Below are 15,119 nucleotides of genomic sequence, written 5' to 3' on the forward strand. Positions count from 1 at the left end.
CCTCCGATACTCCCAGAAAGGTCCCATGGCACGCACGGACACAGTCGGCCTCCCCGACGGTGAGCGCATCGAGGACGTCGACGTCTCCGAGGAGATGCAGGGCTCGTTCCTCGAGTACGCGTACTCGGTCATCTACTCGCGTGCCCTGCCCGACGCCCGCGACGGCCTCAAGCCCGTGCAGCGCCGGATCCTGTACCAGATGTCGGAGATGGGCCTGCGGCCGGACCGCGGCCACGTGAAGAGCGCCCGCGTCACCGGCGAGGTGATGGGCAAGCTGCACCCGCACGGCGACGGCGCCATCTACGACGCCCTGGTGCGCATGGCCCAGCCGTTCACGATGCGCGTGCCGCTCGTCGACGGCCACGGCAACTTCGGATCGCTCGACGACGGCCCCGCCGCTGCCCGGTACACCGAGGCCCGGCTCGCCGAACCGTCGATGGCCATGACCGAGAACCTCGGCGAGGACGTCGTCGACTTCGTCCCGAACTACGACAACCAGATCATGCAGCCGGGCGTGCTGCCCGCCGCGTTCCCGAACCTGCTGGTCAACGGCGCGTCGGGCATCGCGGTCGGCATGGCGACCAACATGGCGCCGCACAACCTCGGCGAGGTGGTCGAGGCCGCCAAGCACCTGCTCCTGCACCCGAAGGCGTCGCTCGAGGAGCTGATGGAGTACGTGCCGGGGCCGGACCTGCCCTCCGGCGGCACGATCGTCGGGCTGTCGGGCGTGCGCGACGCCTACGCCACCGGGCGTGGCACCTTCCGCACCCGGGCCAAGGTCAGCGTCGAGACCCTCTCGCCCCGCAAGACCGGCCTCGTCGTCACCGAGCTGCCCTACCTCGTCGGCCCCGAGCGCGTGATCGAGAAGATCAAGGACGGCGTCCAGGCGAAGAAGCTCGTCGGCATCTCCGACGTCAACGACCTGACCGACCGCAACCACGTGCTGCGGCTCGTCATCGGCATCAAGTCCGGGTTCAACCCCGCGGCCGTGCTCGAGCAGCTGTACAAGCACACCCCGCTCGAAGAGGGCTTCGGCATCAACAACGTCGCCCTGGTCGGTGGCTCCCCGCGCACGCTCGGCCTGCGCGAGCTGCTCGACGTCTACGTGCAGCACCGCATCGCCGTCGTCACGCGGCGGACCGAGTACCGGCTGGCGCGGCGCCGCGAACGCCTGCACCTGGTCGAGGGCCTGCTCATCGCGATCCTCGACATCGACGAGGTCATCCAGGTCATCCGCACGTCCGACGACTCCGAGGCCGCACGCAGCCGTCTGCGGGACGTGTTCGACCTGTCCGAGGTGCAGGCCGAGTACATCCTCGAACTGCGCCTGCGGCGGCTCACGAAGTTCTCGCGGATGGAGCTCGAGGGCGAGCGGGACCAGCTCCTCGCCGACATCGCCGCGCTGGAGGAACTGCTCGCCTCCGACGACCGTCTCCGTGCCCAGGTCGCGCTCGAGCTCACCGAGGTCTCCGACAAGTTCGCGACGCCGCGCCGCACGCTCCTGACCGAGGCCGACGCCCCGGTGCGCGGCGGCAAGAAGGCCGTCGTCGACCCCGAGGACCTCCAGGTCGCCGACGCCCCGTGCCGCGTGCTGCTGTCGACCACCGGGCGGCTCGTCCGCGTCGACGTCCCGACCGCCGAACTCGGGGTCGTGCGGGTGCCGAAGCGCTCCAAGCACGACGCCGTCCTGTCGAGCGTGCTCAGCACCGTCCGCGGGCAGGTCGGCGCGCTGACCTCCACCGGCCGCATCGTGCGGTTCTCCCCCGTCGACGTGCCGTCCGTCCCGCCCGCCGCCGTCCGGCTCGACGCCGGGGTGCGGGTCCACGAGTACCTCGGCATCCCCCGGGGCGAGTCCGTCGTCGCCGTGGTGGACCTCGGCGCTGCGTCCGAGCACTCCCTGGCGATCGGCACCGCGCAGGGCGTCGTGAAGCGCGTCGTCCCCGGGGCCTGGCCGGACAAACCGGACTTCGTGGCGATCGGGTTGAAGCCCGGCGACCAGGTCGTCGGCGCCACCCAGTCGGCCGAGTCGGACGACCTCGTGTTCATCACCTCGAACGCGCAGCTGCTCCGGTTCGGGGCCGCAGCCGTCCGCGCCCAGGGCCTCCCTGCCGGCGGAGTCGCCGGCGTGGCGCTGGCCTCCGGTGCCTCGGTGATCTGGTTCGGCGCCGTCGCTCCGTCCGAGGACGCCGTCGTCGCCACCGTCTCCACGTCCTCGTCCGCCCTGCCCGGCACGGACACCGGGCGCGCCAAGGTCTCGTCCCTGTCCGAGTTCCCCGCGAAGGGCCGTGCGACGCAGGGTGTCCGGGCGCACGCGTTCCTCAAGGGCGAGGACGGCCTCACCGTGGCGTGGGCCGGCATCGCACCGCCGCACGCGGTCGGGACGGACGGCGCTGCCCGGACCCTGCCCGACTGGATGTCGAAGCGCGACGGGTCGGGTAGTTCGCTCGACAACGTCGTCGGGTCGATCGGCGGCAGCGCCGCGACGCTCGACGGCACGCGCGGCGACGCGTAGCGCGGGCTGCGACGCGTAGCGCGGGCTGCGACGCGTAGCGCGGGCTGCGACGCGTAGCGCGGGCTGCGACGCGTAGCGCGGCCGCGCTGCGACGCGTAGCGCGGCCGCGCTGCGACGCGTAGCGCGGCCGCGCTGCGGCGGCGCGGCCGCCCCCGCTGCCGAGTCTCGGCCCCGCGGACACAACTCGCGCTCCGAACGCGCGAAAGTGTCCGCCCAGCCGAGACTCGGCGCGGCCGAACCGTCCGCCCGGACCGCGCGGCCCAGGTCGCCCGAGACACCCCCGTCTCGGCGACCACGAGGCGTTCCGCACAGACGGGGGCGTCTCACGCCGCTTCATCGACTGTCCCGGACGCGAAACGCCGGCGTTCCGCACAGACGGGGGCGTCTCACGCGGCCTCACCGGCAGTCGCGCACGCGAGACACCGGCGCCCCAAGCAGACGGGGGTGTCTCACAATGTCAGTACCGCGCAGCGGCGCTACACGTCGATGCGGTCGCGGTCCAGACCCTCGCCGGCCAGGATGAACTCCTTGCGCGGCGCGACGTCGTTCCCCATCAGCAGCTCGAAGACCTTCGCAGCGGACTCGGCGTGGGGCACCTGGACCCGGCGAAGGGTGCGGTGCGCACGGTCCATCGTCGTCTCCGCGAGCTGGTCGGCGTCCATCTCGCCGAGCCCCTTGTAGCGCTGGATCGGCTCCTGGTACTTCTTGCCCGACCGCGCCAGCTTCTTCAGCACGGCCTGGAGTTCCTGCTCGGAGTACGTGTAGAGCGTGTCGTTCGGCTTGCCGCGGTTGATCACGACGACCCGGTGCAGCGGCGGCACCGCGGCGAACACCCGACCCTGCTCGATCATCGGCCGCATGTACCGGAAGAAGAGCGTCAGGAGCAGCGTGCGGATGTGGGCGCCGTCGACGTCGGCGTCGGACATGATGATGACCTTGCCGTAGCGGGCCTGGTCGAGCTCGAACGTCCGACCGGACCCGGCGCCGATCACCTGGATGATCGAGGCGCACTCGGCGTTCGAGAGCATGTCCGACACGGACGCCTTCTGCACGTTGAGGATCTTGCCGCGGATGGGCAGGAGCGCCTGGTACTCGCTGTTGCGCGCGAGCTTGGCGGTGCCGAGCGCGGAGTCACCCTCGACGATGAAGAGCTCGGTGCCCTCGACGTCGTTCGAGCGGCAGTCCGCGAGCTTCGTCGGCAGGGAGGAGTTCTCGAGCGCGTTCTTACGGCGCTGGGTCTCCTTGTGCGCCCGGGCCGAGATACGGGTCTTCATCTCCGCGACGACCTTCTCGAGCAGTGCCGCGGCCTGCGCCTTCTCGGTGCGCTGCGTCGACGTGAGGATCTCGGTCATCCGCTTGGAGACGACCGAGTCCACGACACGACGGACCGCGGGCGTCCCGAGGATCTCCTTCGTCTGACCCTCGAACTGCGGTTCCGGCAGCCGGACGGTCAGCACGGCGGTCAGGCCGGCGAGCACGTCGTCCTTCTCGAGCTTGTCCTGCCCGAGCTTGAGCTTGCGGGCGTTGGCCTCGACCTGGGTCCGGACGGCCTTCACCAGCCCGGCCTCGAAGCCCGTCTGGTGGGTACCGCCCTTCGGCGTGGCGATGATGTTGACGAAGCTGCGCAGCACGGTCTCGTAGCCGTCGCCCCAGCGCAGGGCGACGTCGACCTCGCAGGTGCGCTCGACCTCGGTCGACACCATGTGGCCCTTGTCGTCGAGCATCGGCACGGTCTCCTTGAACGTGCCCGAGCCCTGGATGCGCCAGACGTCGGTCTTCGCGCCGTCGACGGCGAGGTGCTCGACGAACTCGCCGATGCCGCCCTCGTACCGGAAGCGCTCGACGACGGGCCCCTCGGCGACCTCGACCCCCGTCGCAGCGGCGCGCTCGGCGGCAGCGGTGATGGCTGCAGGGCGCTCGTCGGTGATGGTGAGCCCGAGGCCTGGCACCAGGAACGCGGTCTGGCGTGCTCGGTTGACCAGGTCGGACATGCTGAAGGCGGCGTCCCTGGTGAAGATCTGCCGGTCGGCCCAGTACCGCACCCGCGACCCGGTGACGCCCTTCTTGACCTTGCCGACCACGCGCAGTTCGCTGCCCGAGGTGAACGGGCTGAAGGGCGCGTCCGGCCCGATGCCGTCCGAGTCGTCGAACAGGCCGGGCTCACCGCGGTGGAACGACATGGCGTAGGTCTTGCCGCCGCGGTCGACCTCGACGTCGAGACGCTCCGACAGCGCGTTGACGACGGAGGCACCGACACCGTGCAGACCGCCGGACGCCGCGTACGACCCCGACCCGAACTTGCCGCCGGCGTGGAGCTTCGTGAAGACGACCTCCACCCCGGTCAGGCCGGTCTTCGGCTCGACGTCGACGGGGATGCCGCGGGCGGTGTCGGTGACCTGGACGGAGCCGTCCGGGAACAACCGCACACCGATCTCGTCACCGTGTCCGGCGAGGGCTTCGTCGACCGAGTTGTCGATGATCTCCCACAGGCAGTGCATGAGGCCACGGGAGTCCGTCGACCCGATGTACATGCCGGGACGCTTCCGGACTGCCTCGAGTCCTTCGAGGACGGAGAGATGCCGTGCGGAGTAGTCGGAGCTCACCTCCCGAGCCTACCCAGCACGACCGACACCACCCGCCTGACACTCGCACTGGGGACGATCGGTCCGCGCTGAGCGAAATGGGCGCACACAATGCCGTACATCCAGGCATCACGTGTTGAAATGGTGCAACCAGGAAGCACCACCTGCAATCCGTGAGGAGCACAGCAATGACCCAGACCGTGCAGGACCTCTCCATCGACGACGTCAGCAACCACCAGCTCACCGCTGCCGACCGGTGTGACAGCTGCGGTGCGCAGGCCTACATCCGAGCCACCATGGCCAGCGGTGAACTGTTCTTCTGCGCCCACCACGGCGCCGAGTTCAAGGACAAGCTCGCCGCCACCGCCATCGAGTGGCACGACGAGAGCAGCCGACTCCGCGAGTCGAAGTAAGCACCACGCACCAGCAACGGGCCCGGATCCACCAGGATCCGGGCCCGTCGTCGTTCACCAGCGCAGACACACCGGCAGCAACGGCCTGGAGGCCCGGCACCGGTCTCGTGGACCGGTGGCGGGCCTCCAGGCGGTCGCCGTCAGCGCGTGGTCAGGCGATGCGCTTGAACGCCTTGTCGACGAACCGGTCGACGGTGGCGCGCGCTTCGCGCGCGTACCGGTCGATGCTCGCCGTGCGGTCGGGGTCCGGTGCGTAGGACCGGCCGACACGCTCCGCGGCCGCGGCCAGGACGGCGTCGGTGAGGGCCGGGTTCAGCGGCAGGAGCGGGCCCTGCGCGTGTGTGCCGAAGGAGGTGCCGCGGACAGCACCCTCGACCGGGGAACCGGCCTGGTTCCCGCCGCCGGACACGACGTCCGCGAACGGGGTGACCCCGGAACCGAGCTCGATCCGCGTGGCGTGGTCCTCGAACGCAGCGAGCCGCTTCGACGCGCCGGCGAGCAGCGGGTAGCGGGTCTCGAGCACGAAGTAGTTGACGCGACGCTCGGCACCGCGGACCGCGCGGGCGTCGAACACACCGAAGCCCTGCACCGGCGCACCGTCGGTCGGGACGACCTCGTTCGTCGCCAGGTCGAAGCCGCCACCGAGTGCGACCACGGGGACACCGGCGGCAGCGAGGTCACGGAGAGGAGCCGCGATCCGGGCGACGTCGGCGCCGAGGGACCGCATCGCGCTGAGCGGACCGTTCCCGATGACGACCACGTCGGCCGCGGTGGGCAGGTCGTCACCCGGGGCGTACTCGACGACCTCCGTCGGGAGGTCGGCGGCGTCGGCACGGCGGGTCAGGGCGACCACGTTGCCGCGGTCCCCCGACACCCCCATCTGCCGCGGGTACACGTGCAGGATGGTCAGGCGATCGGCCGTCATGCGGTCTTCTCCAGGTCCGGGTGGCCGAGGGCCTTCCGGGCGATCATCATGATCTCGTAGTTGACGATGAAGTTCTTCGTGCCGGTGCTCGTCGTGCCGAGGCCCTGCATGAGCCTGATCGCGGCCTCGACGTCGGGTTCGACTCGGCCGATCCGGACTCCGGCGTGCTCGAGGGCGATCGCGATCTGCCAGGCCTTGTCACCGGAGACGACGTCGACGTGGTCGAGCTTGGAGAAGTCGATGTCGTAGATCCACGAGATGTCCGGTGTGCCCTCGTCGATCGCCATGAGCACCTGCTCGGGGTGCTCCGGCAGTGCGTCGAGGTTGAGCTGCAGGCTCGCGGCGTTCTTGAACATCGTGAACTCGGCGGACTCGCCGGCGATGGGCAGGCGTTCACCGCGGCCGTACGCAGGCTTCATCGTCGAGAAGGCCCGGGTGACGGCGTCGGTGCGGAACTGGGCTCCGAGGGCCGCACTGGCCGTCGCGGTGGCCGCTGCGGCGTCGACCGCGTAGTGCAGGCCACGCGCGGGCAGGCGCACGGCGATGTCCGATCCCCCGAAGGCGATCGTCGCGGCGTCACCGGTGTGCTCGGTGACCTCGGCGTCGATGACCGACTGCTCGGCGTCGGCGCGGTCGAAGTCGTCCGCGTTCTGCAGACCGTTCGGGCTGGCGGCCACGATGGCGGCGCTCGCGCCGAAGCGCAGGACCCGCTGGCCGGCGACCGCACTGTAGGCGTCGAGGAACTGGTCGTCGTGGTTCGTGATGACGTTCGCGGTCGACAGTGCCGCCGTGTCGAGCATCATCGTCGCCACGCGCTCGGTCTCGAAGAACCGGTAGAGCTGGTCCACCTGCACGTTGAGCATCGTCACGGTGGACGGCGACAGGATGCCGGCGAGCTCGACGGCGAAGGCCTCGTCGACCTCGAGGATCCCGATGTCCGCCTTGAGCCGCCCGGTGAGCGACACCTCGGACAGGAGCGCCGACGCGATGCCCTGCGGCAGGTTGGCGCCCGACGGGTTGGTGAAGACCCGCAGCCCGTGCGCCCGGACGATGTCCGAGATCATGTGCGTCGTCGTGGACTTGCCGTTCGACCCCAGCACGAAGACGACCCCGTTGGGGAACTGCTTCGTGACGCGCTGCAGGAAGTCCGGCACGAGCTTCAGGACGATGAAGCCCGGGTAGGCGGACCCCCCACCCCGCGCACGTGCGAGGGCGCGGAGGATCCGCCCGATGAGGATCGGGATGAAGAAACGCAACCGTCGGCCTACTCGAGGTAGTCGCGCAGCGACTGCGACCGCGACGGGTGGCGGAGCTTCGCCATCGTCTTGGACTCGATCTGGCGGATGCGCTCACGCGTCACGCCGAACGTGTCACCGATCTGGTCGAGCGTCTTCGGCTGACCGTCGCCCAGGCCGAAGCGCATCCGGATGACACCGGCTTCGCGCTCGGACAGGGAGTCGAGCAGGCTCTCGAGCTGCTTCTGCAGCATCGTGAAGCCCACCGCGTCGGCCGGCACGACCGCCTCGGTGTCCTCGATGAGGTCACCGAACTCGGAGTCGCCGTCTTCACCCAGGGGGGTGTGGAGCGAGATCGGCTCGCGGCCGTACTTCTGGACCTCGACGACCTTCTCCGGGGTCATGTCGAGCTCGCGGGCGAGCTCTTCCGGGGTGGGTTCGCGGCCCAGGTCCTGCAGCATCTGCCGCTGGACGCGGGCGAGCTTGTTGATGACCTCGACCATGTGCACCGGGATGCGGATGGTGCGGGCCTGGTCGGCCATGGCGCGCGTGATGGCCTGACGGATCCACCACGTGGCGTAGGTCGAGAACTTGAAGCCCTTCGTGTAGTCGAACTTCTCGACGGCACGGATGAGGCCCAGGTTGCCCTCCTGGATCAGGTCCAGGAACTGCATGCCACGGCCGGTGTAGCGCTTGGCGAGCGACACGACGAGGCGGAGGTTCGCGCCGAGCAGGTGCGACTTCGCCCGCTGGCCGTCACGAGCGACCCAGCGGAGCTCGCGCTCCTCGGGCTTCGACAGGCCGGTGGTGTGCTGCAGCTTGTCCTCGGCGAACAGGCCGGCCTCGATGCGCATCGCGAGCTCGACCTCTTGTTCAGCGTTCAGCAGGGCGACCTTGCCGATCTGCTTGAGGTAGTCCTTGACCGGGTCAGCGGTCGCGCCGGTGATGGTCGTCGAGTAGACCGGCGCTTCGTCGTCGTCGGACTGCGAGATGACGAGCGCGCCTGCGGCGACCGCGTTGGCGGCCTCCACCGCGGCGGTGCGCGGCTTGTCCTCGGTGTCGTCGTCGGTGTCGTCCGTCGCGTCGACGGCCTCCACGGGCTCGACGGCGTCGTCCTCGTCCTCGTCGGACGCGGCCTTCTTCGTCGCGGGCTTCTTGACCGCGGCCTTCTTCGGGGCGGCCGCCTTCTTGGCGGGGGCCTTCGTCGCGCGCTTCTTCGGCGCAGCGGTGCCGTCGGTCTCGGGGCTCTCGGCCTCGGTCACCGTGTCGGCGTTGTCCTTCGTGGGATCGATCGTCGTGCTCCGGGCAGCCATGCGATCACCTCTCTCGTCGTGCCACGTTCATGGGGTCGTGGCCTTCCCTCTGCACCCAGGGCCGGCGCCGCAGTTCCCCCGCGTCACTGGCCCGTCGCTCTTGGCGGTGCTGCACGTCCAGAGCAGCGACACCACCCGGTCAGGGCAGCGACTCCACGCGTTCGGGGCAGCACTAGGACCCATGTCAAGTCCCCCGACGAAACGCGCGCCCCGAATGGAGCACCTGTACACGGGAGACCCGAACGGGTCCGGTCTTCATTATTGCACGGTCCGCTTCCGCAGGCGTGCAACGAGTGCAACCCAGAGTGGTGCCACCCGTATTCCGTCCTGCGCGTGCATCTGGGCGCGCGTCCGACGGCGGGCGTGCAGCAGCATCCCGACGCCGAACCCGACCACGACGTACTGCACGGTGAGCGCGACCCGGAAGTTCGACCAGGCGAAGACGGTGTCCCCCGTGACCCGGGCGACCGCGTCGAGGAGCACGCCGATGAGGAACATCATCACGAAGGCCGCCAGGAAGCCCCCGACGTTGACGACGCCGTTCGCCGACCCGAGGGAGCCCATCGGGTTGAACGAGCGGGCGAAGTCGAACCCGATGAGCGAGCCGGGCCCTCCGATGCCCATCGCCACGACGAGCAGCACGAGGAGCCAGGTCGGCGGGTGCCCCGGCCAGACGAGCACGAACGTCCACACGACCCCGAGCAGGACGACCACGCCGAGCACCAGGTTCGACCGACGGAGCGGGTACCGGGCACAGAGCACGCCGAGGAGCGGCCCCGCGACGAACCCGACGGCGACGATCACGGTGAGGAAGCCGGCGGCCTCGGTCGAGGAGTACCCGAGCCCGCGGAGCATCGGCACGCCCCACAGCAGGCTGAACACCGTGCCCGAGGACTGGGTGACGTAGTGCGACCAGAACCCGAGCTGCGTGCCGGGGCGGCGGAGTGCGTGCCCGAACGTGTGGAACGCCGCCGACCAGGTGTGCGGCAGCGGGATCGTGTCGGTGCGCACGGGGACGGGGCCGTTCCGCACGAAGACGAACGCCAGGACGAGCCCGACGGCACTCGCCGCTGCGGCCACCCCGAACGCCACCGTCCAGCCGGCGCTGTGCAGCAGCAGCGCGAAGGGGAACGCCGACGCGATCTGGCCGACCTGCCCGAGGTTGCCCGTCCACTGCGAGATCTGCGGCAGGATCCGGCCGCTGAACCACATCGGCAGAAGGCGGATCACCGAGATGAAGGTCATGGCGTCCCCGGCACCGACCAGGACCCGCCCGACCACCGCCGGGCCGATCGTGGGTGACACCGCGACGACGGCCTGCCCGAGCACGAGCAGCAGGGCCCCGAGCAGCACGAGGCGCCGCGGGCCGATCCGGTCGAGGGCGATCCCGACGGGGATCTGCAGCCCCGCGTACACGGCGATCTGCACGACCGCCAGGGTGGACAGGACGGCGGCGGAGACCGCGAAGCGGTCCTGCGCGTCCACGCCGGACACACCGAGCGAGGACCGCTGCACGACCGCCAGGACGTACGCGAGGACCGCGACGCCCCACACGACGAAGGCACGGCGGGAGTTCACCCGACAAGGCTAGCGGCGCGGCCCCGCCGCCAGGACGAGCTGTGGAGGACGCGCGCTGCGTGGACGGCTGTGGAGGGGCCTCCTGGCTGGGTCAGTCGTCGGAGGCGTCCCGGCGGTCCGCCAGGAAGCGCTCCAGCTCGGCCGCGATCGCGTCGGCCGTGGGGACCTCGCCGTCGACGCCGGTGAGGGGCGAGCCGACGGGGTTGCCCTCCATGTAGGTGTCGTGGCGTTCCTCGAGCGCCGCGACGAGGCGCTGCAGCTCGCCGTTGCCGGCGACCTGCTCGTCGACGCGGAGCGCGAACTCGCGACCCTCTTCACGCAGGGCGTCCGTCGGGAAGATCAGCCCGGTCGCGGCGGCGATCCCGGACAGGGCGGCCACCGCGGCGTCGGGGTACTCCGTGTCGGAGAGGTAGTGCGGGACGAGGAGCACCAGGCCCGTCACCTGGCGCTCGAGCTCGGTGAGACGGTGCTCGACGAGGTGCAGGACGTTCGCCGGCGCCTGGGTCTCCGGCTTCCAGACGCTCATCGACTCGATGAGGTCGGCGCGCGTGCCCGACACGGTGAGGCTGACGGGGCGGGTGTGCGGCACGGGCATCGGGATCGACTGCACCCACGTCGTGTCCACGACCTGGAGCTCGGCGGCGAGGTCGGTCACCGCGCGGACGAACCGGTTCCACTGGAAGTCGGGTTCGTAGCCGGAGAGGAAGAGGAAGGGCTGCCCGATCTCGTCGCGCACCAGGTGCAGGGCGAGCCGCGGCGGTTCGATGTCGGTGATGTGGTCGTGCTCGAACGTGATCACCGGGCGACGGGCACGCCAGTCGAGCAGCGCGTCCGGGTCGAACTCGGCGACGAGCCGGGTGTCCAGCCGCTCGAGGATCGAGGTGGTCACCTGGGCGACCGCCGAGCCGGCGTCCGCGAACCCGGTGAGTCCGGCGACCAGGTGCAGGCCGGTGGGGACCGTCGGGGCGGACTCGTCGAACGTGTAGAGGTCCTCGGGGCGGTTCACCGTCCCAATGCTAGGCGGGGGTGCAGACACCACCGGCCACGACGCCCACGCCGACAGCGAACAGTGCCTGGATAGGGTTGGAGCATGGTCCGACCGACGCTCTCCACTGACTCCGCCTCCCCCTCCTCGATCGACGCCGACGTCCTCGTCGTCGGCGTCCGCCCCGGCTCTGACGGCGCTCCCGCGACGATCGTCCCGCCCGCGACGACGCCGTTCTCCGAGCTCGATGACCTCGACCTCGCGGCGATCGGCGTGACGGGGGCGAAGGACCAGCTCGTTCGCCTGCCGGGCACCGGTGTCAGCGCCGGCAGCATCGCGCTCATCGGCCTCGGCTCCGGCAGCGGCGTCGCCGCCGTCCGCTCGGCCGCGGGCAGCGCCGTCCGGCAGCTCCCGCACGTGTCCTCGATCGCGCTCGCTCTGCCGACCGACTCCGACGAGCTCGTGGACGCCGCCCTCGAGGGTGCGGCACTCGGGTCCTACTCGTTCACCCGGCACAGGGGCACCGGCAGCACCGGACCGGTGCGGGGCGACCAGCGCGTCGTCGTGCTCACCCCGTCAGCCGTCGCCGACGCGACCGTGCGCCCGGCGATCGTCGCGGACGCCGCCGCCCTGGTGCGCGACCTCGTGAACACCGCCGCGCTCGACCTCGGCCCCTCGGACGTCGCGGACGTGGCCACCGGGCTCGCCGGGGACCTGCCGCTGACCGTCGAGGTGCTCGACGAGACCGCGCTCGAGGCCCAGGGCTTCGGCGGCATCCTCGGCGTCGGGGCCGGGTCCGTCCGTCCCCCGCGCCTGGTCGTCGTCCGGTACGCGCCGGAGTCCGCGACGAAGCACCTCGCCCTCGTCGGCAAGGGCATCACGTTCGACTCGGGCGGGCTCTCGCTCAAGCCGGCCGCCTCGATGCTCGGCATGAAGACCGACATGACCGGCGCTGCGACCGTGCTCGCCGCGACCGTCGCCGCCGCTCGACTCGGCCTGGACGTCAAGGTCACCGCGTGGCTCTGCCTGGCCGAGAACATGCCGTCCGGGTCGGCGATCCGTCCCGGTGACGTCCTGACGCTGAAGAACGGCAAGACCGTGGAGGTCACGAACACCGACGCCGAGGGCCGTCTGGTCCTCGGTGACGGCCTCGCTGCGGCCTCGCTCGAGCAGCCCGACGCGGTCGTCGACGTCGCCACCCTCACCGGCGCCCAGGTCGTCGCGCTCGGCGACCGCACCACCGGCCTGATGGGCACCGACGACCTCGTGGCCCGTGTCCGCGCCCTCGCCGAGTCCGTCGCCGAGCCGATCTGGCCGATGCCCCTCCCCGAGGAGCTCGACGCCCGGCTCGCCAGCGACGTCGCCGACATGGTGAACGCCACGGTGGGCAACCCGGCCGGCGGCATGCTGCTCGCGGGCAAGTTCCTGGAGCGCTTCGTGGGCGAGGGTGTCCCCTGGGCGCACCTCGACATCGCGGGCCCCTCGGAGAACAAGGGCGGCGGCTACGGGTGGCTGGGCAAGGGACCGACCGGTGCGATGGTCCGCACGCTCATCTCGCTCGCAGAAGACCTCCAGTCCAAGTAGTAGGTTGGTTCCGGTGGGGCGGGCGTCTCGACGCCACCCACCGGAACGACACGGGACGGGACCGGAACCATGCGGTCCGACCGTCGGACACCGCCGCGGTGGTGTCCATGTGCGGGCCCGACCGGCCCCGACATGCACGAGGGAGTTGCACCAGGTGACGGAACAGACTTACGACGTCGTGGTCCTCGGTGGCGGGAGTGGCGGGTACGCCGCTGCGCTCCGGGCAGCCGAGCTCGGGATGAGCGTCGCGCTCATCGAGGGCGACAAGCTCGGAGGGACCTGCCTGCACCGCGGCTGCATCCCGACGAAGGCGCTGCTGCACTCCGCCGAGATCGCCGACGGCGCCCGTGACGCCGAGAAGTACGGCGTCCTCGCCGAGTTCGCTGGTGTCGACGTGCCCAAGGTCATCGAGTACCAGCAGGGCGTCATCAACTCCAAGTACAAGGGCCTGCAGGGCCTCATCAAGGCCCGCGGCATCACCGTCGTCGAGGGCTGGGGCCGCCTGACCTCGCAGAACACCGTGCAGGTCGGCGACCAGACCGTCACCGGCAAGAACGTCGTGCTGGCGACCGGGTCCTACTCGAAGTCCCTCCCCGGGCTCGAGATCGGCGGCCGGGTCATCACCTCCGAGACCGCCCTCCGCATGGACTACGTCCCGAACAAGGTCGTCATCCTGGGCGGCGGCGTGATCGGTGTCGAGTTCGCCAGCGTCTGGAAGTCCTTCGGCGCCGACGTCACCATCGTCGAGGGCCTCCCCCACCTGGTCCCCGCCGAGGACGAGTCCATGTCGAAGCAGCTCGAGCGCGCGTTCCGCAAGCGCGGCATCGGGTTCTCGCTCGGCACCCGGTTCCAGGGCGTCGAGCAGCACGAGAACGGTGTCGTCGTCACGCTCGAAGACGGCACGACCTTCGACGGTGACGTCCTGCTCGTCGCCGTCGGCCGTGGCCCCGTCACGCAGAACGTCGGCTACGACGAGGTCGGCATCACGATGGACCGCGGCTTCGTCATCACGAACGAGCGCCTCGCCACGAACGTCCCGAACGTCTACGCCGTCGGCGACATCGTCCCCGGCCTGCAGCTCGCGCACCGCGGCTTCCAGCAGGGCATCTTCGTCGCCGAGGAGATCGCCGGGCTCAACCCGGTGGTCATCGAGGACAAGAACATCCCCAAGGTCACCTACTCCGACCCCGAGGTCGCCTCCGTCGGTCTCTCGCAGTCGAAGGCCGAGGAGCAGTACGGCGCCGACAAGGTCGACTCGTACGAGTACAACCTCGCCGGCAACGGCAAGAGCCACATCATCGGCACGTCCGGTGCGGTCAAGGTCGTGCGGGTCGTCGACGGCCCCGTCGTCGGCATCAGCATGATCGGCGCCCGCGTCGGCGAACTCATCGCGGAGGCTCAGCTCGCCGTGAACTGGGAAGCCCACCCCGAGGACGTCGCGCCGCTCATCCACGCGCACCCGACCCAGAGCGAAGCCCTCGGCGAAGCGCTGATGCACCTCGCCGGCAAGCCGCTCCACGCCCTGTGAGCCAGCGCACGATGACATCGACAACCACCACGATCCACCCCTGCGAAGAGGAGTCCACCCGATGAGCGAATCCGTCAACCTCCCGGCGCTCGGCGAGAGCGTCACCGAGGGCACGGTGACCCGATGGCTGAAGAACGTCGGTGACCGGGTCGAGGTCGACGAGCCGCTGCTCGAGGTCTCGACCGACAAGGTCGACACCGAGATCCCGTCGCCGATCGCCGGCGTGGTCGAGGAGATCCTGGTCCAGGAGGACGAGACCGTCGAGGTCGGCACTCCGCTGGTGAAGATCGGCGACGGCACGGGCTCCTCCGACGGCGACTCCGGTTCGTCGGACTCGGCGTCGGACTCGAACGAGGCCGCTGCCGACCAGGCAGCGCCCGAGGCCGAGCCGAGCACCGAGCAGGACACCGAGGCCAAGGCCCCGGAGCCGACCGAGCCCGAGCCGGCCCCGGCCGGACAGACCC

At 70.6% G+C, this 15,119-nt stretch carries 11 protein-coding genes; 5 read left to right on the top strand and 6 right to left on the bottom strand.

The annotated features are described in order from the left end of the window. Nucleotides 1–25: 25 nt before the first annotated feature. On the top strand, nt 26–2,512 hold the full coding sequence (locus OXR63_RS14855; RefSeq protein WP_267424539.1) for a DNA gyrase/topoisomerase IV subunit A: 2,487 nt from the start codon (nt 26–28) through the stop codon (nt 2,510–2,512). 476 nt (nt 2,513–2,988) lie between these two features. On the opposite strand, the gene OXR63_RS14860 is transcribed toward OXR63_RS14855, so the two are convergent. Beyond that, nucleotides 2,989–5,115, bottom strand: coding sequence for a DNA gyrase/topoisomerase IV subunit B (locus OXR63_RS14860; RefSeq protein WP_267424540.1), 2,127 nt, complete (start codon nt 5,113–5,115; stop codon nt 2,989–2,991). A 167-nt stretch (nt 5,116–5,282) separates the two neighbouring features. Here OXR63_RS14860 and OXR63_RS14865 point away from each other — a divergent pair, with 167 nt between their 5' ends. Continuing rightward, nucleotides 5,283–5,507, top strand: coding sequence for a DUF7455 domain-containing protein (locus OXR63_RS14865; protein WP_071275757.1), 225 nt, complete (start codon nt 5,283–5,285; stop codon nt 5,505–5,507). Nucleotides 5,508–5,658: 151 nt separating this feature from the next. Here OXR63_RS14865 and OXR63_RS14870 read toward each other — a convergent pair whose 3' ends face one another. The 5 genes from OXR63_RS14870 to OXR63_RS14890 form a co-directional block, all read right to left on the bottom strand. Beyond that, a complete protein-coding gene (locus OXR63_RS14870) occupies nt 5,659–6,432 on the bottom strand; it encodes a type 1 glutamine amidotransferase (protein WP_267424541.1) in 774 nt (257 codons plus the stop codon). Further along, nucleotides 6,429–7,688 carry a MurT ligase domain-containing protein gene (locus OXR63_RS14875; RefSeq protein WP_267424542.1) on the bottom strand — a complete coding sequence of 420 codons (1,260 nt, stop codon included), beginning with the start codon at nt 7,686–7,688 and terminating at the stop codon, nt 6,429–6,431. The genes OXR63_RS14870 and OXR63_RS14875 overlap by 4 nt, the downstream gene beginning before the upstream one ends. Nucleotides 7,689–7,696: 8 nt before the next feature. Then, nucleotides 7,697–8,980, bottom strand: coding sequence for an RNA polymerase sigma factor (locus tag OXR63_RS14880; protein WP_194661058.1), 1,284 nt, complete (start codon nt 8,978–8,980; stop codon nt 7,697–7,699). Nucleotides 8,981–9,238: 258 nt separating this feature from the next. After that, nucleotides 9,239–10,558: an MFS transporter gene (locus tag OXR63_RS14885; RefSeq protein WP_267424543.1), complete on the bottom strand. Its 1,320-nt coding sequence runs from the start codon at nt 10,556–10,558 to the stop codon at nt 9,239–9,241. A gap of 91 nt (nt 10,559–10,649) precedes the next feature. Further along, nucleotides 10,650–11,564 (bottom strand): proteasome assembly chaperone family protein, encoded by a 915-nt coding sequence (locus OXR63_RS14890; RefSeq protein ID WP_374116143.1) that lies wholly within the window; start codon nt 11,562–11,564, stop codon nt 10,650–10,652. An 84-nt stretch (nt 11,565–11,648) separates the two neighbouring features. On the opposite strand from OXR63_RS14890, the gene OXR63_RS14895 reads away from it, so the two are divergent. From OXR63_RS14895 to OXR63_RS14905, 3 genes are all read left to right on the top strand, one after another. After that, a complete protein-coding gene (locus OXR63_RS14895) occupies nt 11,649–13,127 on the top strand; it encodes a leucyl aminopeptidase (protein ID WP_267424544.1) in 1,479 nt (492 codons plus the stop codon). Between the two features lie 154 nt (nt 13,128–13,281). Next, nucleotides 13,282–14,655, top strand: a complete 1,374-nt coding sequence (gene lpdA / locus OXR63_RS14900) for a dihydrolipoyl dehydrogenase (protein WP_267424545.1) — start codon at nt 13,282–13,284, stop codon at nt 14,653–14,655. Nucleotides 14,656–14,716: 61 nt separating this feature from the next. After that, nucleotides 14,717–15,119, top strand: a 403-nt coding sequence (locus OXR63_RS14905; RefSeq protein ID WP_308202650.1) for a biotin/lipoyl-containing protein, incomplete at its 3' end; no start/stop codon positions are given.

It is taken from the genome of Curtobacterium sp. GC_Cur_3 (assembly GCF_026544205.1).
Taxonomy (GTDB): domain Bacteria; phylum Actinomycetota; class Actinomycetes; order Actinomycetales; family Microbacteriaceae; genus Curtobacterium.

What these genes read in the sequence shown, in the direction of transcription:
- OXR63_RS14855 (WP_267424539.1), top strand. Translation starts at nt 26, where the DNA reads ATGGCACGCACGGACACAGTCGGCCTCCCCGACGGTGAGCGCATCGAG.
- OXR63_RS14865 (WP_071275757.1), top strand. Translation starts at nt 5,283, where the DNA reads ATGACCCAGACCGTGCAGGACCTCTCCATCGACGACGTCAGCAACCAC.
- OXR63_RS14870 (WP_267424541.1), bottom strand. Translation starts at nt 6,432, where the DNA reads ATGACGGCCGATCGCCTGACCATCCTGCACGTGTACCCGCGGCAGATG.
- OXR63_RS14880 (WP_194661058.1), bottom strand. Translation starts at nt 8,980, where the DNA reads ATGGCTGCCCGGAGCACGACGATCGATCCCACGAAGGACAACGCCGAC.
- OXR63_RS14895 (WP_267424544.1), top strand. Translation starts at nt 11,649, where the DNA reads ATGGTCCGACCGACGCTCTCCACTGACTCCGCCTCCCCCTCCTCGATC.